The organism is Streptomyces sp. NPDC051211, from assembly GCF_040689505.1.
Lineage (GTDB): Bacteria > Actinomycetota > Actinomycetes > Streptomycetales > Streptomycetaceae > Streptomyces.
Window position 1 is genome coordinate 74,311 of the sequence record NZ_JBFBAV010000026.1, and the last position, 24,106, is coordinate 98,416.

At 73.2% G+C, this 24,106-nt stretch carries 17 protein-coding genes and 2 tRNA genes; 11 read left to right on the forward strand and 8 right to left on the reverse strand.

Annotation, left to right across the window (positions count from 1 at the left end; genetic code table 11):
• Nucleotides 1–175: 175 nt before the first annotated feature.
• From AB0447_RS23885 to AB0447_RS23900, 4 genes are all read left to right on the forward strand, one after another.
• Nucleotides 176–736: a hypothetical protein gene (locus AB0447_RS23885; protein WP_366478751.1), complete on the forward strand. Its 561-nt coding sequence runs from the start codon at nucleotides 176–178 to the stop codon at nucleotides 734–736.
• A gap of 251 nt (nucleotides 737–987) precedes the next feature.
• On the forward strand, nucleotides 988–3,249 hold the full coding sequence (locus AB0447_RS23890) for a DEAD/DEAH box helicase (protein WP_366478753.1): 2,262 nt from the start codon (nucleotides 988–990) through the stop codon (nucleotides 3,247–3,249).
• Between the two features lie 94 nt (nucleotides 3,250–3,343).
• Nucleotides 3,344–3,481 (forward strand): hypothetical protein, encoded by a 138-nt coding sequence (locus AB0447_RS23895; protein WP_366478754.1) that lies wholly within the window; start codon nucleotides 3,344–3,346, stop codon nucleotides 3,479–3,481.
• A 100-nt stretch (nucleotides 3,482–3,581) separates the two neighbouring features.
• Nucleotides 3,582–3,654, forward strand: a tRNA-Lys gene (locus tag AB0447_RS23900).
• 62 nt (nucleotides 3,655–3,716) lie between these two features.
• On the opposite strand, the gene AB0447_RS23905 is transcribed toward AB0447_RS23900, so the two are convergent.
• Nucleotides 3,717–4,292: a TetR-like C-terminal domain-containing protein gene (locus tag AB0447_RS23905; RefSeq protein ID WP_366478755.1), complete on the reverse strand. Its 576-nt coding sequence runs from the start codon at nucleotides 4,290–4,292 to the stop codon at nucleotides 3,717–3,719.
• Nucleotides 4,293–4,360: 68 nt separating this feature from the next.
• Between AB0447_RS23905 and AB0447_RS23910 the strand changes: the two genes are divergently transcribed.
• The 3 genes from AB0447_RS23910 to AB0447_RS23920 all read left to right on the forward strand — a co-directional run bounded on the left by AB0447_RS23910 (nucleotide 4,361) and on the right by AB0447_RS23920 (nucleotide 6,460).
• The gene (locus AB0447_RS23910; RefSeq protein ID WP_366478756.1) at nucleotides 4,361–4,849 is read left to right on the forward strand and encodes an FBP domain-containing protein; all 489 of its coding nucleotides are present in this window, start codon (nucleotides 4,361–4,363) and stop codon (nucleotides 4,847–4,849) included.
• Between the two features lie 102 nt (nucleotides 4,850–4,951).
• Nucleotides 4,952–5,025 (forward strand) — tRNA-Met (locus AB0447_RS23915).
• 415 nt (nucleotides 5,026–5,440) lie between these two features.
• The gene (locus AB0447_RS23920; protein WP_366478758.1) at nucleotides 5,441–6,460 is read left to right on the forward strand and encodes a M23 family metallopeptidase; all 1,020 of its coding nucleotides are present in this window, start codon (nucleotides 5,441–5,443) and stop codon (nucleotides 6,458–6,460) included.
• Here the strand turns inward: AB0447_RS23920 and AB0447_RS23925 are convergent.
• From AB0447_RS23925 to AB0447_RS23940, 4 genes are all read right to left on the reverse strand, one after another.
• Nucleotides 6,366–7,775, reverse strand: a complete 1,410-nt coding sequence (locus tag AB0447_RS23925) for a PrsW family glutamic-type intramembrane protease (RefSeq protein ID WP_366478759.1) — start codon at nucleotides 7,773–7,775, stop codon at nucleotides 6,366–6,368. The two genes, AB0447_RS23920 and AB0447_RS23925, sit on opposite strands and share 95 nt — an antisense overlap.
• A 113-nt stretch (nucleotides 7,776–7,888) precedes the next feature.
• The gene (trmB, locus tag AB0447_RS23930; protein WP_366478760.1) at nucleotides 7,889–8,668 is read right to left on the reverse strand and encodes a tRNA (guanosine(46)-N7)-methyltransferase TrmB; all 780 of its coding nucleotides are present in this window, start codon (nucleotides 8,666–8,668) and stop codon (nucleotides 7,889–7,891) included.
• 567 nt (nucleotides 8,669–9,235) lie between these two features.
• Nucleotides 9,236–10,432, reverse strand: a complete 1,197-nt coding sequence (lhgO, locus tag AB0447_RS23935) for an L-2-hydroxyglutarate oxidase (RefSeq protein WP_366478761.1) — start codon at nucleotides 10,430–10,432, stop codon at nucleotides 9,236–9,238.
• A 202-nt stretch (nucleotides 10,433–10,634) separates the two neighbouring features.
• Entirely contained in the window at nucleotides 10,635–12,278 is a 1,644-nt protein-coding gene (locus tag AB0447_RS23940) for a sporulation protein (protein ID WP_366478762.1), read from the reverse strand.
• Nucleotides 12,279–12,858: 580 nt separating this feature from the next.
• Between AB0447_RS23940 and AB0447_RS23945 the strand changes: the two genes are divergently transcribed.
• Nucleotides 12,859–15,030, forward strand: coding sequence for an asparagine synthase-related protein (locus AB0447_RS23945; protein ID WP_366478763.1), 2,172 nt, complete (start codon nucleotides 12,859–12,861; stop codon nucleotides 15,028–15,030).
• Between the two features lie 16 nt (nucleotides 15,031–15,046).
• Here the strand turns inward: AB0447_RS23945 and AB0447_RS23950 are convergent, their stop codons facing one another.
• Both AB0447_RS23950 and AB0447_RS23955 read right to left on the reverse strand, forming a co-directional pair.
• A complete protein-coding gene (locus AB0447_RS23950) occupies nucleotides 15,047–17,071 on the reverse strand; it encodes a sigma-70 family RNA polymerase sigma factor (protein ID WP_366478764.1) in 2,025 nt (674 codons plus the stop codon).
• Between the two features lie 271 nt (nucleotides 17,072–17,342).
• On the reverse strand, nucleotides 17,343–18,116 hold the full coding sequence (locus AB0447_RS23955) for a helix-turn-helix domain-containing protein (RefSeq protein ID WP_366478765.1): 774 nt from the start codon (nucleotides 18,114–18,116) through the stop codon (nucleotides 17,343–17,345).
• A 340-nt stretch (nucleotides 18,117–18,456) separates the two neighbouring features.
• Here AB0447_RS23955 and AB0447_RS23960 point away from each other — a divergent pair, with 340 nt between their 5' ends.
• Together AB0447_RS23960 and AB0447_RS23965 are read left to right on the forward strand one after the other, a co-directional pair.
• On the forward strand, nucleotides 18,457–19,863 hold the full coding sequence (locus AB0447_RS23960; protein ID WP_366478766.1) for an NAD(P)/FAD-dependent oxidoreductase: 1,407 nt from the start codon (nucleotides 18,457–18,459) through the stop codon (nucleotides 19,861–19,863).
• 143 nt (nucleotides 19,864–20,006) lie between these two features.
• Nucleotides 20,007–21,698, forward strand: coding sequence for a SpoIIE family protein phosphatase (locus AB0447_RS23965; protein WP_366478771.1), 1,692 nt, complete (start codon nucleotides 20,007–20,009; stop codon nucleotides 21,696–21,698).
• Between the two features lie 86 nt (nucleotides 21,699–21,784).
• Here AB0447_RS23965 and AB0447_RS23970 read toward each other — a convergent pair whose 3' ends face one another.
• The gene (locus AB0447_RS23970; RefSeq protein ID WP_366478772.1) at nucleotides 21,785–23,071 is read right to left on the reverse strand and encodes an MFS transporter; all 1,287 of its coding nucleotides are present in this window, start codon (nucleotides 23,069–23,071) and stop codon (nucleotides 21,785–21,787) included.
• A gap of 117 nt (nucleotides 23,072–23,188) precedes the next feature.
• Between AB0447_RS23970 and AB0447_RS23975 the strand changes: the two genes are divergently transcribed.
• Entirely contained in the window at nucleotides 23,189–23,725 is a 537-nt protein-coding gene (locus AB0447_RS23975; RefSeq protein ID WP_366478767.1) for a MarR family transcriptional regulator, read from the forward strand.
• Nucleotides 23,726–24,106 lie beyond the last annotated feature (381 nt).

The following is a 24,106-nucleotide window of genomic DNA, read 5'->3' on the forward strand; positions in this document are numbered from 1 at the left end:
GTGCGGTTGCCTTGCTTGCCTTGCGCGGTTGCGGTTGCGGTTGCGTGGGCGCTGCGCGGGCGGATTTGCGGACAGGAGGTGTCCGCAGGGGCGTGTCCCGAACGGGGCAAACGGAGTTGGGTCCATTGACCCGTTCCTCGCGGGCCCTCGCCGCCTTGTCCCGGAGGTGCCACCCGTGCGCCAGTTCTCCGCCGCGTCCGTCCGACTGGCCGTCACCGCGCTCGCGGTCGCGGCGGCGGCGGGCTGCATGAGTGTGAGCGACGACTCCGCGAAGCCCGCGCCGTCCTCGTCCGGCGACCGCCCGGGGGCGGCCGCCGATTCGGGCGGAGGCAGCGGTTCCGGCCGGGGCGGCACCGGTCACGGGGCCGGGCACGGGCCGAAGGGCGGTGCGGGCGCCAAGGACGGCAAGCCCGGCGAGGACGGCAAGCTCCACCCCGGCGCCTCCCCCAGCCCAGGGGCCTCGCCCGGCGCGCCCGGCGGCCCCTCGCCCTCCGCCGGTACGGGTGCCTCGGGCGGGTCCGGCGGATCCGGAGGGCCCGGCGGCGGCCAGGGGCCGGGTGGCGGGAGCGGCGGCGAGGAGCCGGTGGACCCGGACCCCGGAGGCGGGGATTCCGGTGGCTCGGGCGCCTCCGAGCCGCCCCCGCCGGTCGACCCGTCCACCCCGCCCCCGCCTGTGACCGAATCCACACCGCCGGTGCCCCCGGACCCGGAGCCCAGCAGCCAGCCCAGCCCGTAGACCCGGGCGGCAGGCCGGGGCCCGGACGGGCCCTGGGACACCCCGGGGCCCGGTCCGACCTGCGGACTTGCCAGGTGGGGGGAGGGGTGCGTATGGTTATAGATCGTTTGATCCCATTGCCCGGCGCCGAATCCGAAGAGCGCCGCGTGGCGCGTACTCTCCCTAGCCGTGGCTGACCGCATTGAGGCGGTCGATTTGCGATTCACGGAGTTTGGGCGCGTGCCGAGACTCCGGAAGGTTTCGCATTTCGCATGTCCATTTCCAGTTCTGACCGTGCCGTCATGCCCGAGAACGACTCGATCGAGGCCGTCGAGACCCTTGTGGTCGACGAGACCATCGAGGCGCTCGAGGCTGAAGTTGCCGACGTTGTAGACGTTGCCGACGAGACCGACACCATCGACGCCGACACCGACGCCGAGCCCACGATCACCTTCGGCGACCTCGGTCTGCCGGAGGGCGTCGTGCGCAAGCTCGCGCAGAACGGCGTCACCACCCCCTTCCCGATCCAGGCCGCGACCATCCCGGACGCCCTGGCCGGCAAGGACATCCTCGGCCGTGGCCGCACCGGCTCCGGCAAGACCCTCTCCTTCGGTCTCCCGCTCCTGGCCACCCTGGCCGGCGGGCACACCGACAAGAAGAAGCCCCGCGGCATCATCCTCACGCCGACCCGTGAGCTCGCGATGCAGGTCGCGGACGCCCTCCAGCCCTACGGCGACGTGCTCGGCCTGAAGATGAAGGTCGTCTGCGGCGGTACCTCCATGGGCAACCAGATCTACGCGCTGGAGCGCGGCGTCGACATCCTCGTCGCCACCCCGGGCCGTCTGCGCGACATCATCAACCGCGGCGCCTGCTCCCTGGAGCAGGTCAAGGTCGCGATCCTCGACGAGGCCGACCAGATGGCCGACCTGGGCTTCCTGCCCGAGGTCACCGAGCTGCTCGACCAGGTTCCGGTCGGCGGTCAGCGCCTGCTCTTCTCCGCCACCATGGAGAACGAGATCAGCACGCTGGTCAAGCGCTACCTGTCGAACCCGGTCGTCCACGAGGTCGACAGCGCCCAGGGCAACGTCACCACCATGACCCACCACGTCCTGGTCGTGAAGCCGAAGGACAAGGCGCCGGTCACCGCCGCCATCGCCGCCCGCAAGGGCCGCACCATCATCTTCGTCCGCACCCAGCTGGGCGCCGACCGGATCGCCGAGCAGCTGCGCGAGTCGGGCGTGAAGGCCGACGCGCTGCACGGCGGCATGACCCAGGGCGCGCGTACCCGCACGCTGGCCGACTTCAAGGACGGCTACGTCAACGCGCTCGTCGCCACCGACGTCGCCGCCCGCGGCATCCACGTGGACGGCATCGACCTGGTCCTCAACGTGGACCCGGCCGGCGACCACAAGGACTACCTGCACCGCTCGGGCCGTACCGCCCGCGCCGGCCGCTCGGGCGTCGTCGTGTCCCTGGCCCTCCCGCACCAGCGCCGCCAGATCTTCCGCCTGATGGAGGACGCGGGCGTCGACGCCTCGCGCCACATCGTCGGCGGTGCCGGCGCCTTCGACCCCGAGGTCGCCGAGATCACCGGCGCCCGCTCGCTGACCGAGGTCCAGGCCGACTCCGCGAACAACGCCGCCAAGCAGGCCGAGCGCGAGGTCGCCGAGCTGACCAAGCAGCTGGACCGCCTCCAGAAGCGCGCCGTCGAGCTCCGTGAGGAGGCCGAGCGCCTCGTCGCCCGTGCCGCCCGTGAGCGCGGCGAGGACCCGGAGACCGCCGTGGCCGAGGCCGCGGAGGCCGCCGTGGCCGAGGTCGCCGCGGAGATCGCGGCCGCGCCGGTCGCCGAGGAGCGCCCGGAGCGCACGTACGAGCGCCGCGACGAGCGGGGCAACTACGAGCGCCGCGACAACCGTGGTGGCGACCGTGGTGGCGACCGTGGCGGCTTCCGCCGCGACGACCGTCCGTCCGGTGGCTTCCGCCGCGACGACCGTCGTGACGACAACCGTGGTGGCGACCGTGGCGGCTTCCGCCGCGACGACCGTCCGTCCGGTGGCTTCCGCCGCGACGACCGTCGTGACGACAACCGTGGTGGCGGCTTCAACCGCGACGACCGCGGTGGCGACCGTGGCGGCTTCCGCCGCGACGACCGTCCGTCCGGTGGCTTCCGCCGCGACGACAACCGTGGTGGGGGCTTCAACCGCGACGACCGTCCCTCCGGTGGCTTCCGCCGCGACGACCGTCGTGACGACAACCGCGGTGGCGGCTTCAACCGCGACGACCGCGGTGGCGACCGTGGCGGCTTCCGCCGCGACGACCGCCCGTCCGGTGGCTTCCGCTCCGGTGGCGGCGACCGCCCGTTCAACCGCGACCGCCGCGACGACCGCCCCTCGGGCGGCTTCCGCTCCGGCGGCAGCGACCGCCCGTACGGCCGCCGCGACGACCACCGCCCGTCGGGCTCCGGCTCCGGCTCCGGCTCCTCCTTCGGCGCCGGCCGCCGCGACGACAAGCCGCGCTGGAAGCGCAACGGCTGACCTGCTCAGCTGAACTGAACGGCCCAGAGGGCCCGTACGACACCCGGTGTCGTACGGGCCCTCTCCCGTTGCCGGGGCTCAAGTCCTTCGGCTCGTGCACGGCGCAGGGGTGTGCGGACGGACGGACAAGGTGGCCGGCTGCGACATCAAGGAGCTTGAGGCGTACGGCAGTTCGCTGTACTGGAAATGCGATTTCGCCTACGGCTACGGCGGCTTCAAGGCGATCCCCTGATGCTCCCGCGGCACCGGTCCTGACACACCTGCGACCCGTCAGCCGATACCCGATCGGCTGACGGGCGCTGTCCGGCTATGCTCTGGGGAGAGCACACCAAGGGCCATTAGCTCAATTGGCAGAGCAGTGGACTTTTAATCCATTGGTTGTCGGTTCGAGTCCGACATGGCCTACCGCTCGCACGGGAAGCCCCGACCGGAAACCGGTCGGGGCTTCCCGCTGTTCAGGCTGCTGTTCAGGCCTGCGGTGGCCAGTTGGACAGCAGGACGTGCAGGGCCTCCAGCATCCGCGGCCAGGACTCTTCCCGGGGGCGCGGGGCCAGGAAGGCGCCGGAGACCTCCAGGGCGGTGAAGCCGTAGAGGGTGCTGCGGAGCAGCCGGACCGCGTCCGTCAGGTCCGGCTCGGTCAGGTCGTAGCCGAGGAACAGCGCGTACGTGTACTCGATCATGCGGCGGTGGCCCGGGGAGGCGGCGCTGATCTCCGGGGGGAGCGGGAGCTGGGTGGCGGCGTACCGGCCCGGGTGCTCGGCCGCGTAGTCGCGGTAGGCGGTGGCGAAGCCGGACAGGGCGTCCTTGCCGGAGCGGCCGGCCAGGGCCGAGCCGAGCCGGTCGGCGAACTCGGCCGCACAGCGCACCGCCAGCCGCTCCCGCAGGTCCTGCAGGCTCCGGACGTGGGAGTAGAGGCTGGCGTCCTTGACGCCGAACTGCCGGGCGAGCGCCGAAACGGTGATCCGGTCGAAGCCGGCGGCGTCCGCCAGCTCCGCGGCCGCCTCGACGATGCGGTCGGGGGTGAGTCCCGCGCGTGCCGCCAACGGTCCCTCGCTTCCTTGGGCTGTTAATCATTTGCCTAGGGGATCTAGGCAAGCCTAGCGTCGCGGGCATGAAGGCACTGACCGAGACCGAGATCCGCAACTCGTTCGTCAACTGCACCAAGGGCGAGGCCGCGCGGATGCCGCTGCCCCGCGATCTGGCCGACCGCCCCTGGGCGGATCTGGACTTCCTGGGCTGGCGCGACCTGTCCGCCCCCGACCGCAGCTATCTGGTGACCGAGCACGGGGGCCGCCTCGTCGGCGTCGCGCTCCGCTTCCCGTCCGTGAAGCGCGGGTTCCTGCACCGCAGCATGTGCAACCTCTGTCTGACCACCCACCCCGGCAGCGGGGTCTCGCTGATGACCGCCCGCAAGAGCGGGAAGGAAGGGCGGGAGGGGAACTCGGTCGGCATCTACCTGTGCACGGACATGGCCTGCTCCCTCTACGTGCGGGGAAAGCGGCAGCCGGAGCCGGGCGGGCGGTTCGAGGAGTCTCTGACGGTGGAGCAGCAGATCGACCGGATGACCGGGAATCTGGCCGCTTTTCTGGGCCGGCTCTAAGGGGCAGCTGGGATCCGGGCGGGTTCGGGGGCGGCCCGGGGGCGGCCCGGAGATTAATTGGCGTCGGGCGGCTCCCGGATGGCGTAAGGTTGTGTTTACCGACGCGGGGTGGAGCAGCTCGGTAGCTCGCTGGGCTCATAACCCAGAGGTCGCAGGTTCAAATCCTGTCCCCGCTACTCAGTACGAAGGCCCGGATCCCATGGATCCGGGCCTTCGTCGTTCCCCGCCCGATCGGCCCCCGCCCTCACCACGGATCTACGCCGGCACGCCGGCGGCGGACCGTACCGGCGACCCGTCGCCACGGTGAGTGACCGAAGGGGAGCGCTCCGCACTGTGATTGACGGGTCGTCATGTTCTGTTGGTGGCCGAGGGAATGTCGATGGGGCCGCCGGATTGTCCCGGTTGAACCCTGTTATGCGGCGAATGCGGAGGCCAAAGCCAGTCAGGGAGTGGCCGATTGGCGTGAACGATCTACGGCAACAGCTTGGAATCACATACCTCTGTCTATTACCGTTCGATAACGCAGCGCGGTCGTCCCAACCGTCGCAAGAGGCGGCGCCGTGCGCGTGTGCGCCAGAAGGAGTCACCCCGGTGGAAGGTATCGAGAACCAGGAAGAGGCCTCCGCCGGCGCCTGGGGCGAGTGGAACCCCACTGAGGACTCCGTCCGTCCGGCCCGGGGCAAGCACCGGGTCGCCCGGCAGCGCGGCGGACTCGCCCGCAGCTCCACCGTGCTGGGCGTCGGTGTGATCGCGGCCGTCGGAGCCGGCGGTATCGCCACCGCGCAGGACCGCCCCCAGGTCTCCATATCCATGCCGTCCATGCCGTCCATCCCGTCGCTGGACTCCCTCGTCGGTGACGGGGACGACGCCCCTGCCGAGGCCTCCACCGGACCGGAAGACCGCGCCGACTCCGCCCGCGCGGACCGCGGATCCGGCGAGCGGACGGCCTTCATCCCCCGGCAGACGGGCGTGGCCGAGGCCGATGCCGGCGAGGCCCTGCGCCACCGCATCCTCCAGCAGGCCGAGTCCCAGAAGGACGCCGCCGCGGCCGCCGAACGGATCGCCGCCGAACGCGCCGCCGCGGAAGCCGCCGCGCAGGAGGCGAAGGCGAAGCAGGAGGCCGCGCGCAAGGCCGCCGAGGCCGCCGCCCGCGCCAAGGCCGAAGCGGAGGCCAAGGCCAAGGCGGAGGCCGAGCGGCTGGCCAAGCTGGCCGCGAGCTACTCCCTGCCCACCTCCGCCTACACCCTCACCTCGCACTACGGCGACTCCGGCTCCATGTGGTCCTCCGGGCAGCACACCGGCCTCGACTTCGCCGCTCCGACCGGCACCCCGGTCAAGGCCGTGCACGGCGGCAAGGTCACCTCGGCCGGCTGGTCCGGGGCCTACGGCTACCGGATCGTGCTGGAACTCGAGGACGGCACCGAGATCTGGTACTGCCACCTCTCCTCGATGGCGGTGACCTCCGGCTCCGTCGGCACCGGCGACACCATCGGCCGGGTCGGCGCCACGGGCAACGTCACCGGGGCCCATCTGCACCTGGAAGTACGCACGGCGGGTGGTTCGACGATGGACCCGCTGGCCTGGCTGGAGTCCAAGGGCCTGAACGTCTAGCCGCCGGCACCGAGACCGGCACCGAGACCGGTGCTGTGGCAGGCACTTCGGCAGGCACTTCGGCAGGCGTCGTCTTGGGCACTACGGCAGGCGGTGTCGCGACCCGCACCGAGACCGGCCCGGCGGGCGCGTCCGCCGGCTGTTCCCACACCGGGGGCACGAGCTCTTCCACCACCGCCGCGCGGGCCAGCGCCGGACCCGCCTCCGACCGGCGCAGCCACAGCCGGCCCAGCAGCTCCCGCTCCCGGTCGGCGAACTCCGGTACCCCCGCCGGGCCACCGCGCCGGGCCCGGTGCCGCAGCAGCGCCAGCTCCACCGCATCCGCCTCGTACGAGGCGACCACCCGCCCGGCCGCGCGGCCGCCCGTATGCCGGGCCAGCGCACGGGCCAGCGACCGGGCGGGCATCGAGGCGAGCGCCCGCGCCTCGGCCTGGCCCAGCCAGCCCGCCGCCACGTACACCGCCAGCTCGCTGCCGACCGTACGCAGTTGACGCCGCCGCAGCCGGACGGCCAGCCACACCAGCAGCCCGAACGCCGGGACCATCACGCAGCCGTACACCAGGTAGAAGCCGTACTCGCCGAGCTCGGAGGAGCTGTTCCACAGCGCGTGCGCGCCCATCGCGAGCGCCAGCCCGAGCAGCGGCAGCCCGATCCGTGCCGCCCGGTGGGCGCACAGGGCGGCCGCGCCGAAACCGAGCCCGGTGAGCACCGTGAACAGCGGGTGCGCGAACGGGGACAGCATGATCCGGACGAAGAAGGTGGCGGCGGTCATCGAATCGAGCACGCCCGTACCGGTGCCGAGGTCCTCGCCGAAGGCGTTGCCCAGGTAGAGGATGTTCTCGGTGAAGGCGAAGCCGGTCGCCGTGAAACCCGCGATGACCAGTCCGTCGCTCGGGGCGCTGAGCCGGCGTCTTCGGAACACGAACACCAGCAGCAGGGCCGCTGCCTTGGCGGTCTCCTCCACCACCGGCGCGATCGCGATCGAGCCGAGCTGGTCGGCATCGGAGGGATCGGCGGTGGAGGCGGCTATCCACTCGGTGGCGAAACTGTTGGCCAGTATGGCGATCAGCGCCGCCGCGCAGGCACCCCATCCGAAGCAGTACAGCAGGTACGCCCAAGGGCCCGGCGAGACCCGGCCGAGCCACCGGAAGGCCGCCATGAGCGGGGGGACCGGCAGGAGGGCCAGGCCGAGGCCGACGAAGAACCCCGGGGTGCCGGTCTCTTCCCGCACCAACTCCAGGATGGCCGCCCCGGACACCGCGAGCACGCCGAGGAGCACGCACGTACGGACCGTGCCCGACGGGCGCGAGAGCACAGCACGGATGTCAGCATCACGGAGCGCTCCGAACACTCCATCACAGTAGCGAGCGGGTCTGACACGCGCTGTGACGTTCCCGGGTTTCGGCCCGGTCCCGGTGCGTTCCCGGGTTAAGGGGTGCGGCGGAACAGCAGGTCGTGTACAAGGTGCCCCTTGTCCAGGCCCTGCCCCTCGAACCGGGTCAGAGGCCGGAACGCCGGGCGCGCCGCGAATCCGCCGTCGACCTGCGTGTTCTCGAAGTCCGGGTGCGCGCTGAGCACTTCGAGCATCTGCTCGGCGTACGGCTCCCAGTCGGTGGCGCAGTGCAGGACCGCGCCGGGCGCGAGACGGGACGCGGCCAGGGTGAGGAACTCGGGCTGGATCAGTCGGCGCTTGTGGTGGCGCTTCTTGGGCCAGGGGTCCGGGAAGAAGACGCGCATCCCGGCGAGGGAGGCGGGCGGCAGCATCTCGCGGAGCAGGATGATCGCGTCGCCGTTGGCGACGCGGATGTTGCTCAGCCCGTTGCGCTCGGCGAGGGCGAGCAGGTTTCCCTGGCCCGGGGTGTGGACGTCGGCCGCGAGGATCCCGGTCTCCGGGTCGTCGGCGGCCATCTGGGCGGTGGCCTCGCCCATGCCGAAGCCGATCTCCAGGACCACGGGCAGCCCGTCGAAGAGCTTGTCGAGGTCGAGGACCTCGTGCCCGTCGATGTCCAGGCCCCACACGCCCCAGAGCCGCCGCAGGGCGTCCTCCTGCCCGGTGGTCACCCGGCTGCGGCGCGGCTGGAAGCTGCGGATCCGCCGCTCGTGGTGGGATCCCGCCGGGTCGGGGGAGGGGCCGTCGGGGAACCGCGGCTCGGTGCGCCAGCGGGGCGGGGCCTTGGGTTCGGGCTGGGGGTTCGGAGACTCAGACACAATGCCTCGATTCTACGGTCGCCCCCGCCCCCCCACGCGCGCCCGCCCCAACCGCCCCCGTCCCCCGCCGGGCGGCACCCACCCCGCCCCGGCACCCACCCCGCCCCGCCGGGCGGTACCGACCTAGCCCCGCCGGGGTTTGGCCTTTCCAGCCTCCCCGGTGTTTGGCATCTCCAGCCTCGCCTGGTGTTTGAGGCGCGGGGTCCGGGTTCCGCCGGGCGCACCCCCCGGCCCCGCCGGGCGGTACCCCCCAGCCCCTCCGGCGTTTGAGGAGCGGGGTCTGGGGCGGAGCCCCAGTTCGGGAAGGGGCGGGGTGGGGAAAGGCTCCGCGCAGCGGCCGCTTGTCGCGTACGGCGCCGTTGCCGGGGGCCAGCCCCCGGGCCCCCGCGCCTCAATCGCCGGCGGGGCTGGAGTTGCCTGCGGCAACCCAGCCGCAAGGGGCCGGCGGGCTGCGGGTGCCGGGTCCGGGTGCGGCGCCGTTGCCGGGGGACAGCCCCCGGACCCCCGCGCCTCAATCGCCGGCGGGGCTGGAGGCGGCCCGGCGGGGCTGGGCAGGGCCCGCGGGGGTTAGGTGCGGGTGGCGGTCAGGGCGCGGCGGGCGATTTCGCGGCCGATGGGGAGGGCGGCGGTTGCGGCGGGGGAGGGGGCGTTCAGTACGTGGACCGTGCGCGGGGCCTCGCGGATCAGGAAGTCGTCCACCAGGGTGCCGTCCCGCAGCACCGCCTGCGCACGCACCCCCGCCCCCGCCGGCCGCAGATCCGCCTCGGCGACCCCGGGCAGCAGTCGGCGCACCGCCTCGGTGAAGGCGCGCTTAGACAGGGAGCGGTGGATCTCCCCGGCCCCGTACCGCCAGTGGCGGCGCGCTATCGCCCAGGTGCCGGGCCAGGCGAGCTCGCCGGCGAGGTCTCGCGGCCGGACCACGGACCAGCGGTACCCCTCGCGGGCCAGCGCCGGCACCGCGTTCGGCCCGACATGGACGCCGCCGCCGATGCCGCGGGTCAGATGCACGCCCAGGAAGGGGAAGGCCGGGTCCGGGACCGGATAGACCAGGCCGCGCACCAGCCAGGGTCGGGCGAGGTCGTAGTACTCGCCGCGGAAGGGGATGATCCGCATGCCCGGGTCGTCGCCGGCCAGCCGGGCCACCCGGTCGCACTGCAGTCCCGCGCAGTTGACCAGCGCGCGGGCCCGCACGACGAGCCCGGTCGCGGTGCGCACCGCGACCGCGGACGGGCGGCGCGAGATCAGCTCCACCCGCTCCCCGTACAGCACCTGCGCGCCCGAGGCCTCCGCCAGCTGCTCCGCGACCCGCCCGTAGTCCACGATCCCGGTGGTGCCGACGTGGATCGCGGCCAGTCCTCGCACCTCCGGCTCGTATTCGGCGATCTGTGCGGGACCGAGCTCCCGCACCGGAATGCCGTTCTCCCGGCCGCGCTGGACGAGCGCGTGCAGCCGGGGCAGTTCCGCCCGCTCGGTGGCGACGATCAGCTTGCCGGTCACCTCGTGCGGGATGCCGTGCTCCGCGCAGAACTTGACCATCTCGGCCGCCCCGCGCACCGCGAACCGCGCCTTCAGCGAGCCGGGCCGGTAGTAGATCCCGCTGTGGATCACGCCGCTGTTGCGGCCGGTCTGGTGCCGGGCCGGGCCGGGTTCCTTCTCCAGCACCACCACCCGCGTCCCCGGGGCGAGCCGGGACAGCGCATGGGCGGTCGACAGGCCGACGATCCCGCCGCCGATCACCAGCACATCGCAGTCCAGGCTGCCCACTCGCTCCACCTCCCACCCCTGATACTGCACCGTGGCTCTGACAACCAAGCCTCGGGGCGTCGGGCAGGCGCCGATTCGTGTCTCCGGGAAGAGGCTCCGGGAAGTTTCGCCGGGTCGTGTCTCCCGGTCGTGTTCCCCGGTCGTGTTTCCCGGTCGTGTCTCCGGCCGGGCTCGGCGAGTGCTCCGAGGGCTCGGTCGGGGTTCAGGCCGGCGTGACCAGCAGCGGCCGGGCCCGTTCCCGCAGCTCGGCGACGCGCGGTTCGTCCCCGTACGGTTCCAGCCGGTGCAGCAGGTCCCGTACGTACTCGGTGGTGCGGGCGGAGGAGATCCGGCCCGCCACCTCCACCGCGCGGGCACCGGCCGCGCAGGCCGCGTCGAGGTTGCCGGATTCCAGCTCGGCGACCGCGCTGACCACCAGCCGGAGGCCGTGCGAGCGGACGTACTCCTCGGTCGGCCGGGACAGTGCCTGCTCGGTGAAGCGGCGTACCTGCCGGGGCAGTTTGAGGTCCCGGTAGCATTCCGCCGCATCCGCCGCGAAACGGTCGTACGAGTAGAAACCGAGCCAGGTGGGGTCCGGATCCCCGTCCCGGGACCGCTCCAGCCAGCCTTCGGCCGCCCGCAGGGCCGCTCCGGCCGCCTGCGAGTCGCCGGCCTTGGCGTGCGCCCGGGCCTCGACGAGCCGGAAGAAGCTCATGGTGCGGGCGGTGGCCAGGCCCCGGTTGCGTTCCACGGCCGCCTGTGCCAGGTCGACGCCCTCGTCCGCGAAGTCCCGGTAGGTGGCCTGCAGGGACATGGACGCCAGCACGTATCCGCCGAGCGGTACGTCGGCCGCGGCGCGGGCCAGTCGCAGGGCCTGGATGTAGTACCGCTGGGCGGCCTCCTGCTGGCCGGTGTCGAAGGCCATCCACCCGGCCAGCCGGGTCAGTTCGGCGGTGGCGCCGAACAGGGCCCGGCCCACCTCGTCGCTGTACGAGCCGAGCAGCAGCGGGGCGGCATCCATCCGGAGGCACTCCGGCACCATCGACGAACGCCAGTCCCCGCCGCCGTACTTGGAGTCCCAGCGGCGCGCGTCCTCGGCCGCTTCGCGCAGTTTGGTCACATCGCTGTGGCCGACCCGCTGCGGTGAGGCGTCGGTGAGGCGCGGCGCGGGCTCGCGCGGAGTTTCGGGTCCCGGCTGCGAGGGCACAACGGAGGACGGCGAAGACGCGGGCGACGGCGGTGGCGATGTGGACACGGCAACAGCAGCGGCATGGCCGGTGGCGGACCCGGTGGGGCCGGCCGGGCCTGCAGGGCCGGCAGGCCCGTTGTGCCCGGTGGCTCCCGTGGCTCCGGCGGCTCCGGTGGTTCCGCCCGTGCCGGGCGGCGGTGCGGCCTCCCGCGCCACCGAGCTGTCGGCCGGCGATATCAGCCACCGGGAGGCGGGCGTCGCGTATGCCGCCACGGAGAAGGACCCGGCCAGCGACTGCCAGATTCCGCCACCGCCGCGTCGCCCCGCCAGGTCCAGCCGGTACAGATCGGTGGCCGAGCGCACGGCCGCCCCCACGTCGCGGGGGAAGCCGAGACCCACCTCGGGCGCCGGATCCGCATCGGCCAGCCCGATCTCGTGCAGCGGCACCGGCCGGCCCAGCTTGGCGCCGATGGCGGCGGCGATGAGATGAGGGGCGGCACCCTGCGGGACCATGCCCTTCGACACCCAGCGCGCCACCGAGGTCTTGTCGTAGCGAAGCGTCAGGCCCCGTTGCGCGCCGAGGTCGTTGACCCGCCGGGCCAGCCCCGCGTTGCTGATGCCGGCGAGGGCGAGGACGGCGCCGAGCTTCTCGTTGGGCTCGCGGAGCTCCCTGGACATGCGCCACCCCTCGTCACGCGGAACGCAAGACGCACACGTACGGTCATAAGGTCGGCCACCGGGCATAGGCACCCGGCATTCGTAAACCCAGCGTAGTTCCCCGCATCCCAAGCGTTAAGGCCCCGACTTCCGTATGGCGGGATTGTTGTCCGTGTGCACAGTCCCGCCCGGGGCGCACGTGTCAGCGCGTGCTCCGTCCGTGTGGCCGTGCGCCTGCCCGTGCGCTCTGGCCCGCCCGCAGGACCGGCGATTCGATGTCCGGTGCGTGGGTCGGCCCGCTGCGCGGATCCGGCGGGCCGGGGGACGCCGCCGCCTCAATCCCCGCGGGTGGCGGACCGGTCCGGGGGGTGGATCGCGCCTCCCGGACCGCACCGCGCACATCACCCCTGGGTGGCCGAAGAATGGCCGAAACCGACCTATGGGGCACGCCGGGGCGCCAGGAACGGAACGCCAAATACCGCATGGCCGGGGCGTGTTCGTCCGCATGTGCGCCCCCCTTACCGACTCTCGCGCGCCCTTCTCGTGGCAGCATGGACCCCGACCCACAGGTGGCCACGATGCTGGTAGCGGGGAGGCGGCGATGCGCTGGTTGGTGGGCTGGAGCAGTATCGCCGCGAGTTTCGGTACGGCGGGCCGCGTCTCCGGCACCGGCCACGACGGCCCCGTCCACGGGGGCATCGCCGATGCGGCCCACCCGGACGACCCCGCCGAGGACGCCGAACGCACCGTCCACCCCGTCGGCGCCCAGCTCCTCTGGGGCGACCCCGACCCGCTGTGGGCCGTCGGCGACTGGCGCGCCGACGAGATCCGCACCGTCACCGCCGACCCCGCCGACCCCTTCACCCGGCTCGCCGTCCTCGGCTGCTGCGGCGCGAGCGACGACGAACTGCGCCGCGCCCTGTACGCCGCCCGCGGCGGCGCCCTGCGCCATCTGACCTCCTGGCCGGGCAGCTACACCGCCGTCGTCCAGGCCGGCCGCCGGATCACCGTGCTCGGGGACCTCGCCGGGGCCCGGCCCGTCTTCTACACGCCCTGGGCAGGCGGTACGGCGTACGCGACGGCCGCGCTCCCGCTCGCCGACCTGATCGAGGCACAGCTCGACATCGGCCACCTCGCGGCGCTGCTGGCCTGCCCCGACAGCCCCGAGGCACTGGGCGACGGCACACCGTACGCCGGAGTCCGGCGGATCCCGCCCGGCCACGCCCTCATCCTGCGCGAGGGCTCCCGCGAGATCACCGGCTACGAGCCGGTCGCCTCGCTCGCCGTGGCCGCCCCGGAGATCGACGCGGAGCGCGCGGTGGAGGGCGTACGGGAAGCACTCGTCGACGCGGTGCGCGCCCGGCTCACGGCGCCGCGGCATGCCCCCGAGACCGTTCCGTACGACCCGGGGCCGGTTCCCGGCATGGGACCCGAGGACCGGCGGGCGGCCCGCGGAGCACCCGCGCCGGTGCCCGGAATCGGCGCCGACCTCTCCGGAGGCAGCGCCTCCGCGACCTTGGCGCTGCTCGCCGCAGGTCTGCCCGGCGCGCCCGGCACCGTCCTGGGCCACGGCGCCACGGCGGCCGGCGAACGCCTGCTGGCCGTCACCTTCAACGACCTCGTCACCCCGCAGGGCCGGGAGGCCGAACTGGAGCGGGCCCACCTGATCGCCGCCGACCCCCGGCTGCACCACGTGGTGGTCGCCGCCTCCGCGGAGGCCCTCCCGTACGCCGAACTCGAAGGCCCGCTCACCGACGAGCCCGGTCCCGCACTGGTCGTGGCCGCCCGGGAACGGCGCCGGCTGGCCGCCGGCTCCGCCGACCACTTCGTGGGCAACGGCGCCCGCCAGGTCCTGGACGGGCACCCGGCCCGGCTGGCCGACCTGCTGATGGACCGGCGCCGGCGGCACCTGCTGCGGCCGGTGGCGGCCCTGGCCCGCTCGGCGGCCACCGAAGGGGCGTCCCTGCTGGTGCCGTTGACCGTCTACTCCGCTGCCCGCCGGCTGGCCCGCACCTCCTACCGGGCGGGGATGGAGGCGGTGGCGGCGCAGCTGCGCGGCGGCCGGCTCGCCGCCGGGCCCTCCGGTCCGGTGGACGCCTCCCTCTCCGCGCTGACCTGGTGCCGGCCCGGGCCGGCGGCGCGCTGGCTGACCGGGGAGGCGCTGGCGGAAGTATCGATCCGGCTGGGGAGTGCCGCGGCCCGCCCGCCGCTGTCGCTGCGCCCCGGTGAGGCGCGGGCCCGTTCGGTCCTCGCCCGGCACGCCGCCGACCACCGGGTCTTCGAGCAGGCGGCGGAGATCCGCAGTCAGCGGCTGCACGCGCCGTTCCTGGACAACCAGGTGGTGCGGGCCGCGCGCGCCCTTCCGGAGTCCCTCCGGGTCCAGCCGGGCGCCCGCGCCACGATCCTGCGCGGGGTGCTGTCGGCGGCCGGGGTCCGTGAACTCCCGCCGGGCTGGGGCGCGGTCTCCCACTCCCCGAACGAGACGGCGACCCGGCTGGGTCTGCGTGCCGCTCTCCCCGACCTGCTCCTGCTCTTCTCCTCCCCGTTCCTGGCGGACGCGGGGCTGATCGAGGCGCGGGTGGTCCAGCAGGCCCTGAGCGACGCGGCGGACGGCCGGCCGGTGCCGTTGGACGGGCTGGCGGAACTGGTGTCGATGGAGCTGTGGCTGCGCCGGCTGCTGGCCCGCCGCGGCACCTGCTGGACCGGCACCTCCACCCCGCGCCGCCGTGCCGTTCCCACCGGCGTCCCGCTGCGCCGCCCGGCCCTGTCGTAGCGTCGCCGCTGCCGGCTCAGCGGCAGGTCAAGACCGCGTCGGCCCAGCCGGCCAGGGTGAGCCGGGTGTGCGGTGCGGCGTGTTCGACGACCAGGCGGAGCGTTGTGCTGCCGCCCAGGCCGCCGACCTGGACCGGGACCGCGGGGTCGCCGTGGCCCAGGGCGGGGGAGCGCCAGAGCTGCCTGCCGTCCCCGTAGACGGAGAAGCGCACGGTGCCGTCGCTCAGCAGGGACAGGTCGTCCACCCCGACCCGGGCGGAGAAGCTGCTGCACTGCCGGTTGAGCCGGATCTCCACCCGGGAGCGGGAGTTGACCGTGATGCCGTGGTCGAAGCGGCGGTCGTCGATGCGCAGGCCCCAGCGCTGCCAGACCCAACTGCTGCGCCAGGTGTCCAGCTCGGGCCCGGTGTGGTCGCCGAAGGCCGCATGGTTCAGCGTGGCGAGCCGGTACCCGGTCGGCACCGTCACGGGCGGCGGGGTCGGCTTGGGCGTGGGTGTGGGGCTGGGCTTGGGCGCGGGCTTCGCCGGCGGGGCCGGCTTCGGAGGCGGCGTCGGGCTCGGCTTCGGCGCGGTGGGCGCCGGGCTCACCGCGGCCGCGCCGGGCCGGGCGGGCGAGGGCGTGGGCTTCGGGGTCTGCTGTGGCGGTACGGGCGCCTTCGCGCTCGGCGGCCGCGGCGCGGGCGGGCTCGGTGCCGGCGCGGGCGGTGCGGGGGCCTCCGGGAGCACCGGGGCCACGGCGCTCGGCGCGGGCTTCACCCCGGCCTGGGGCTGGACCTCGTCCCCGGCGAACGCGAAGACCAGCCCGGCGGCCGCGGCCACCGCGGCGCCGGCCGCGAGGGCGGCCTTGGCGGGCAGCCCGAGCCCCTCGGAGACCGCCGCGGACCCGGCCGAAGCCCCGCCCCCGCCGGCCCCACCCGCAGCTCCCGCCCCGCCGGCACCGCCGGCAGCTCCCGCGCCGGCGGCACCTGCCGTGCCCGCGCCTGCCGCGCCCGCTCCCGCCGTCGATCCGCCGGTCGCTGCCGCGGCTGCACCGGCGCCGCCCGCGGCCGCGGCTCCACCGGCGACCACTCCGGCCGCCTTGGCCGCGTACCCGGCGGCGAACCACCCGATGACCGCGACCGGAAGCAGCGCCGGAATGCCCGCGTTGACGTCCTTGAGCTCGCCGGCCGCCACCCGGCACTTCGCGCATTCCTCCAGGTGCTTGCGCAGCCCCCGTTCCGCCCGCATCCGCAGCCCGCCCCGGGCATAGGCGCCCAGCCGGTCCGCGTACCGCGCGCAGTCCCCGCCCGCGCTGAGCGCCGTACTGACGTGCGCCTGCAGGTACGCCTGCTTGAGGCCTTCGCGGGCCCGGCCGGCCAGGACCGCGGTGGCGTTGGCGGTCAGCCCGAACAGCGGCGCGATCGAGCTCGGCGAGGCCTCCTCGACGGTGGTGTGCCACAGCACGGCCTGCCACCGTTCCGGAAGGCTCCGGAAGGCCTGCATGGCCAGGGTCTGCTCGGCTTCGTGCATGGCCCGCACGTCCGCGCCCAGTTCCAGCGTGTCCTCACCGGACAGCCCGAGCCCGGTCTCGGCTCCTGCCGTGCCCGTGGCCGCCTGCTCGGCGAAGACCGCGAAGTCCTCGACGAGCTGTTCGCGCTTCGCCGTCTTCGTCCACGCGGCAGCGACCCTGCGCACCGTGGTGAGCAGGTACGCGCGGACGGCCTGGTCGGGGCCGGCCCCGCCACGGACCGCCTGCAGGGTTCGGGCGAACACCTCCGCGGTGAGGTCCTCGGCGGTGTGCCCGTCCCGGCAGCAGGTCCGCGCGTACCGGCGTACGGCCTCGGCGTGCCGGCGGAACAGCTCCTCGTAGGCGCTGTCGTCGCCGCCGCGCATCCGGGTGATCAGGTCGCCGTCGGAGGGAGGCAGCTCGGCCGAGGTCGCCCCGCTGCCCGCCTCCCGCTGGGCCGGCACCTGCCGGGCCGGCACCTGCCGGTCGGACGGACTGCCCGCCTCGACGTCGCCTCCGGCGCCACCGAGTGGCTCGTCCCGCCCGTCAACGCTCATCGCGGAAGCTCCCGCACGACACACTCAACCGGTACACCGGGCAAGCGTGTCACAAAGCGGACGCACGCCGAACCCCTCTCCGTGCCTTCCACTCATCCGGGCACAGTTCGACTGTCGGACGGCAACAGCGAACCGGGCAGCACCCGTTCGAGCGATCAGTTCTTCGAGGAGCCCGGCCGGCCCGTCCGTTCGGTGCGGCACCGGCCGGCCCACCGCTGAGACAGCCGGTGAGCCGCCGGTGAATCCGCCGGACGGTGCGTCAGACGGTGCGTCAGGCGGTCCGCGAGCGCAGGCCCTCCAGCAGGATGTCGAGCAGTCGGGCCGAGGCCGCGGCCTGCTGCTGCGGGTCCGGCAGGGCCGGCGCCGCCGTCGCTATGACCAGCAGGACATCGGCCACCGTGACATCGCCGCGGAGCTCGCCCGCCGCCCGCGCCCGGTCCACCAGCTGGCCGACCACCTCGAGCAGCGCTCCGGCGCCCGCGTCCTCAGACGGCTCCGGTGCGGCGGACGGGGCCGGCGCGGTCCGCGCGCCCACCACCCGCAGTTCCGGCTGCTGCCGCTGCTGCGGCACCCGGACGTCCGCGGAGGCCGCCCCGTTCTCGTCGGCCTCGTCACCGACCGAGCCGACCCGCAGCACCTGCGGCGGCAGCAGCCGCCCGGCGCCGGAGGCCACGGAGGTCCGCAGGAACCGGGACAGTGCCTGCCACGGCTCCTCCTCCTGACCCAGCGCGGCCCGTGCCTGCTCGGTCAGCCGAGCGGTCTCCTCCTCGGCTATCCGCCGGACCAGCACGTCCTTGCTGGGAAAGCGCCGGTAGACCGTGCCGACACCGACGCGGGCGCGGCGCGCCACGTCCTCCATCGGGGCCCCGTAGCCCAGCTCGCCGAAGACCTCGCGGGCTGCCCGCAGGACGTGTTCGAGATTGCGCTGCGCGTCCACCCGCAGCGGAGTGGAACGGCCCACGCCGTGCGTGGTGCCGCCCGCGATCACGCGGCCGCCGCCGTCCGAGAGCGCGGTCGCAGAACCATGGAAATCGGAAATATGCATATGTTTCCCCCGGTAATCATTTGTCTCCCCCCGGAGACACTCCCCGCCTTCGTGTCGAGTGGGCCGAGGTCATCTGGGCCCGGTCCTACTCCTCGACGAGCTACGAACATAGTTGAGCCAGAGTCAATTCAGAAGAGGCAGCCCCGTACGGACCACCGCCCGATCGGAGCATTCACACCCACTTTTCCGTTTCCACTCCCCGGAATCATCCACTCCGGTAGCTCTGACCTGCACACTTTTCCTCCCGCCAGCCCCTCCCGCCAGCCCCGTCCCACCACCGCCGCCGGTCACACAATTTGACGGGCCTGTGGACAAACTCCCGGCCACGTTGCGTCATGGGATGGTGAAGGCTGCTAACTCCCGGGGCACGGCCCCCGGTACCCCGCCCCGCGCACGCATCCTCGTCGTCGGCGGCGGCTACGTCGGCATGTACACGGCTCTGCGCCTCCAGCAGAAGCTGAGAGCGGGTGAAGCCGAGGTCACGGTGGTCACACCCGAGCCCTACATGACCTATCAGCCCTTCCTCCCGGAAGCCGCAGCAGGCTCCATTTCCCCGCGCCACGTGGTGGTCCCGCTCCGCCGGGTCCTCGGCGACTGCCGCATCGTCATCGGCGAGGCCCGGCGCATCGACCACGCCAAGCGCACCGCCACCGTCACCACCCTCGCCACCGAGGAGGAGGGCGCCGGCGCGCTACAGCTCGAATACGACGAACTCGTCCTGGCTCCCGGGTCCATCTCGCGCACCCTCCCGATCCCCGGCCTCGCCGACTACGGCATCGGCTTCAAGACCGTCGAGGAGGCCATCGGCCTGCGCAACCACGTCCTCGAACAGATGGACATCGCCTCCTCCACCCGCGACCCCGCCATCCGCGACGCCGCCCTCACCTTCGTCTTCGTCGGCGGTGGATACGCCGGCGTCGAGGCACTCGGCGAACTGGAGGACATGGCCCGCTACGCCGCCCGCTACTACCACAACGTCAAGCCCGAGGACATGAAGTGGATCCTGGTCGAGGCCAGCGACCGGATCCTCCCCGAGGTCGGCCCGGAGATGGGCAAGTACACCGTCCGCGAGCTCCGCCGCCGCAACATCGACGTACGCCTCGAGACCCGCCTCGACTCCTGCGAGAACCGCGTCGCCGTCCTCAGCGACGGCACCAGCTTCCCCACCCGCACCGTCGTTTGGACCGCCGGCGTCAAACCGCACCCGGTCCTCGCCGCCAGCGACCTGCCCAGGAACGAACGCGGCCGCCTCGCCTGCACCGCCTTCCTCACCGTCGACGGGACCGAACACGCCTGGGCCGCCGGCGACGCCGCCGCCGTCCCCGACATCACCGCCGAGGAGCCGGGCCGCGAATGCGCGCCCAACGCCCAGCACGCACTCCGCCAGGCCAGGGTCCTCGCCGACAACCTCCTCGCCTCTCTGCGCGGCGAGGTTCTCACCGAGTACGCCCACAAGTACGCCGGCTCCGTCGCCTCCCTCGGCCTCCACAAGGGCGTCGCGCACGTGTACGGCCGCAAGCTCAAGGGCTACCCTGCCTGGCTGATGCACCGGATCTACCACCTCAGCCGGGTCCCCACGGTCAACCGGAAGATGCGCGTCCTGGCCGAGTGGACCCTCGCCGGACTCTTCAAACGCGAGATCGTCTCCCTCGGCTCCCTCGAACACCCTCGCGCCGAATTCGAACTCGCGGCGGGTGGCGGACCCACCACACCCCCGCCCAAACCCCCGAAGCCCAGCCAAGGCTGACGTTGTCAGTGCGGTCGGCCACACTGGACGTGTGACCATAGGTGGGCTCACACCTGCACAGAGTGACACCGCCCCAGCACCGCCCAGCGACCGTCCCCCGGACAACACAGCGACCACGAGCGACACCACGAGGCTTGAACGCAGTGAACTTCACGCGCTGGAGCGCCCGGTTTCCCGGAACGCAGCGCCGCGCCGCCGCCCGGATCGAACACGCCGCCGCCCAGGCCAAGCGAGGCGAAGGCTCTGTCCCTGCTGCCCGTGGCTCCGCGCCGGACGGCCGCCCCGCCGACCCCACCGTCTCCGGCACGGGCACCGGCACCCCGCTCGCCGCCGTGCCCTCCGCCGACGAGCTGTCCGTACCGGCGGTCCTCGGACGCATCCCCGCCCTGGTGGCCCTCGTCCACGGCCCGGACCACCGCATCGCCTACCTCAACGACGCCTACACCGCCGGCTTCGGCCCCCGCCCGGCCGGCGCGCCCGCCGCCGAGGCCCTCCCCGAGCTCGGCGAGCTCGGCCTGCTCCCGCTCCTCGACCAGGTGCTGCGCAGCGGCAAGCCCCGTACCGCCAAGAACCGCACCGCACCCGGCGGCGGGAACTCGTACACGGTCACCTGCACCCCCGTCGACTTCCCCGGCCCCGACAGCACCGGCGTGATGATCCACCTCGCCGACGTCACCGACCACGCCGAGGCCGTCGACCGGCTGCGCGCCAGCGAACGCCGGCAGCGCGAGGCCGCCGTCACCCTCCAGCGCTCCCTGCTCCCGCAGGAACTGGAACAGCCCGACGACCTGCGCATCGCCGCCACCTACCAGCCCGGCGGCACCGAGGCCGCCGTCGGCGGCGACTGGTACGACGTCATCACCCTCGGCGCCGGCCGCACCGCCCTCGTCATCGGCGACGTCATGGGCCGCGGGGTCCGCGCCGCCGCCGTCATGGGCCAGCTCCGTACGGCCGTCCGCGCCTACGCCCGCCTCGACCTGCCGCCCCACGAGGTGCTCCAGCTGCTCGACGGACTGGCCGCAGAGATCGACGCCAGCCAGATCGCCACCTGCGTGTACGCCGTCCACGACCCCAACGAGGGCCTGCTCGCCTACGCCTCCGCCGGCCACCTGCCCATCCTGGTCCGGGACCCCGACGGCACCGTCCGCCGCGCCGCCGACCCCACCGGCCCCCCGCTCGGCACCGGGGGCTGGCTCCACTCCTCCGGCACCATCGCCCTCGGACCCGGCTCCACCGCCGTCCTCTATACGGACGGCCTGGTCGAGCGGCGCGGCGAGGACATCGACGAGGGCGTCGCCGCCCTGGAGCGCGCCCTGTCCGGAGCGCAGGGCACCCCGCAGGTCATCTGCGACCGCCTGATGCGCGCCCTCGGAGTGGACGCCGACCACGACGACGACGTCGCCGTGCTCGTCCTCCAGCACCCCACCCGCACCGGAACCGACGCCGAGCTCTTCCACAACGCCGCCCTGGAACTCCTCGGCGGCATCGAGGCGGCCCCGCGCGCCCGCGCCTTCGCCCAGGGAGTCCTCGCCTCCTGGCGCTTCCCGGTCGAGCTGTGCGATCTCGGTGTGCTGGCGGCCAGCGAGCTCGTCGCCAACTCCCTCCAGCACGGCACCCCGCCGATGCGGCTGCGGCTGCGCCGCACCGACCGCCGCCTGATCATCGAAGTGACCGACGGCGACGACCACCTGCCGCGCCGCCGCCGCGCCGAACCGGCCGACGAGACCGGCCGCGGCATCTCGATCGTCGCCACCATCGCCTCGTCCTGGGGCTCCCGCCGGACACCGGGCGGCGGGAAGGCGGTCTGGTGCGAGTTCGCCCTCCCGGACAAGTAGGCCCGGACAAGTAGCCCCGGACAGTAGTCCCGGACACGCGAAAGGCCCCACTCCCGGTGGAGTGGGGCCCTTCGTATGCGGCGTCCCTACGCGGGGACCCGGTCCGCGGCCGGCGCCGCCGGCTGCTTGGCCGGTGCCAGGGCCGTCCGCACCAGCGAGGGGTTGTCCTGCGCGGTGCTCAGCTGCCTGCCGAGCCGCAGCGCGAGCCCGGCGATGCCCAGCGAGACCAGGACGAAGATCCCGATGTAGACCATCGGCAGCCCGGCACCCACCGGCACACCCAGCGGTCCGAGCGCCAGTGCCATCTGCTTCACCAGGGCGAAAGCCGAGTTGTACTGCCCGACCGACCCCTCCGGAGCCAGATCGGCGACCAGCGGCGCCAGCGTCGGCGACAGCATGGCCTCGCCGATGCCGAAGAGCGCGTACGTGGTGATGAACGCGGCGGCGGCCATCACCGCACTGCCGTGCCCGAGACCCGAGAACCCGGCGATCACCCAGGCGACCGTCCAGATCAGCCCTACCAGCGCGATCACCCGGGACCGGCGGCGCTTCTCGACCAGCTTCAGTACGACGAACTGCGCGACCACGATCGCGCCGGTGTTGGCGGCGAGGGCCAGACCGAGGGTGGACGGGGAGATCCCGGCGGCCTCGGTGCCGAAGGCGGCCAGACCCGACTCGAACTGCCCGTAACAGGCGAAGAACAGCACGAAGCCCAGCACGCACAGCTGAACCATCGCCTTGTGCTGCAGCAGCCGCTTCCAGCCGCCGCCGCCCGCCTGGGCCGGGTCCCGCGGCACGGCATCGGTGATCGCCGGCGCGTGCGGCATCTTCACCGAGGCGATGACGCCGGCCAGCACCAGGAACATCACGGCCTCGATGCCGAACAGCAGGGTGAAGCTGCCGGGGCGGCTCTCGTCCACGATCTGGCCGCCGAAGAGACCGCCGATGCCCAGACCGAGGTTCTGCATGAAGAACTGGAGCGCGAAGGCACGCGTCCGCGTCGCCGGGGTCGAGCACCACACGATCATCGTGGCCAGCGCGGGCTGCATGACGGCCTGGCCCGCACCCAGCGCAAGAGCGGAGAGCAGGAGCGGCAGGACGCCGGTGGCCAGTCCGAGGGACAGCGCACCGAGGGCAGCGGTGACCGCGGCACCGATGACGACCGGGACCGGGCCCCGCCGATCGATGACCCGCCCGGTGAAGGGCAGCGCGACGAGCGCACCGAGCGCGAACGCGATGAACGCGCACGTCGCCCACATGGAGCCCAGATCTCGCACCTGCGCCACATAGATGTAGAGGAACGGAACCGTGAAACCGATGCCGAACGCGGTCAGCGCGTTCCCGGCCTGGATCCGCCGCATCGCAGCGCCCATCACCTTGGTCACTTCTCACCTGCCCTTAGAGCTGAAGACTTCACACCTAAAGTTCAAGCATTAAGAGTACACATCGAAGGAGTTAGATGCCAACGGAGTCGTGCGATACTCGGGACCATGGGTGACACCCCGGACGGCACAGTGGCCGTCAACGAGCCGACCATCGACGAGCAGATCGCCGCCTACCAGCGCGAATTCCAGGACCTCGACCCCCAGGTCGAGAAGGTCGTGTCGGGGCTGAGCCGCCTCAACCGCCGCATGAACGTCGCGTACGGGCGCCAGACCGCGGCCCTGGGCATCAGCAACGCGGAGTGGGAGGTCCTCAAGGCCTTGGTGCTGGCCGGCGCTCCCTACCGGATGGGGCCGAGCGAGCTCGCGAAGCAGCTGGGTCTGACCCCGGCGGCGATGACCCACCGGATCGACCGGATGACCGCCGAGGGGCTGGTCACCCGCGAGCGGGACGAGTCGAACCGGGTCCGCGTGATCGTGGAGCTGACGGACGAGGGCCGCAGCAAGTGGCTCGACGCGATGCGCATGGCCTCGGTCTTCGAGGAGGACCTCCTCCAGGACCTTTCCACGGAGGAGCGCGGCCTGCTGGGCGACATCCTGACCCGCCTGCTGGACCGTGTGGAGGAGCTCCAGGGGAGGGGCTGACCCGGGGTTGACACCCCCCTGCCGGATCCGTAAAGTACTCCGAGTTGCCACGGGGCCGTAACGGTTCTTCGGCAGCACATCCCGCCGCCTCGTTGCGGCACCCAACTCAGCACGATCTCCCACTGGGAACGAATTCGGCATGCCCGAATTCATTTCCGAGGCCCGATTATGAGCCGCCCGGGAAATCCGCTAGAGTTCGGGAGTCGGAAGGGCCCAACAGCCCGGAAGACAAAGCCCGCTGACTGGGAGTCAGGCCCGAAAGGATCTGATAGAGTCGGAACCGCCGGAAAGGGAAACGCGAAAGCGAGAACCTGGAAAGCACCGAGGAAATCGGGTCCGAAAAGATCTGATAGAGTCGGAAACGCAAGAACGAAGGAAGCG

Bases quoted from the DNA above. Each gene is read 5' to 3' on its own strand.
- AB0447_RS23890 (WP_366478753.1), top strand. From the start codon at position 988: ATGTCCATTTCCAGTTCTGACCGTGCCGTCATGCCCGAGAACGACTCG.
- AB0447_RS23975 (WP_366478767.1), top strand. From the start codon at position 23,189: ATGGGTGACACCCCGGACGGCACAGTGGCCGTCAACGAGCCGACCATC.
- AB0447_RS23910 (WP_366478756.1), top strand. From the start codon at position 4,361: ATGAAGGCACTGACCGAGACCGAGATCCGCAACTCGTTCGTCAACTGC.
- AB0447_RS23960 (WP_366478766.1), top strand. From the start codon at position 18,457: ATGGTGAAGGCTGCTAACTCCCGGGGCACGGCCCCCGGTACCCCGCCC.
- AB0447_RS23945 (WP_366478763.1), top strand. From the start codon at position 12,859: ATGCGCTGGTTGGTGGGCTGGAGCAGTATCGCCGCGAGTTTCGGTACG.
- AB0447_RS23950 (WP_366478764.1), bottom strand. From the start codon at position 17,071: ATGAGCGTTGACGGGCGGGACGAGCCACTCGGTGGCGCCGGAGGCGAC.
- AB0447_RS23940 (WP_366478762.1), bottom strand. From the start codon at position 12,278: ATGTCCAGGGAGCTCCGCGAGCCCAACGAGAAGCTCGGCGCCGTCCTC.
- AB0447_RS23955 (WP_366478765.1), bottom strand. From the start codon at position 18,116: ATGCATATTTCCGATTTCCATGGTTCTGCGACCGCGCTCTCGGACGGC.
- AB0447_RS23970 (WP_366478772.1), bottom strand. From the start codon at position 23,071: ATGGGCGCTGCGATGCGGCGGATCCAGGCCGGGAACGCGCTGACCGCG.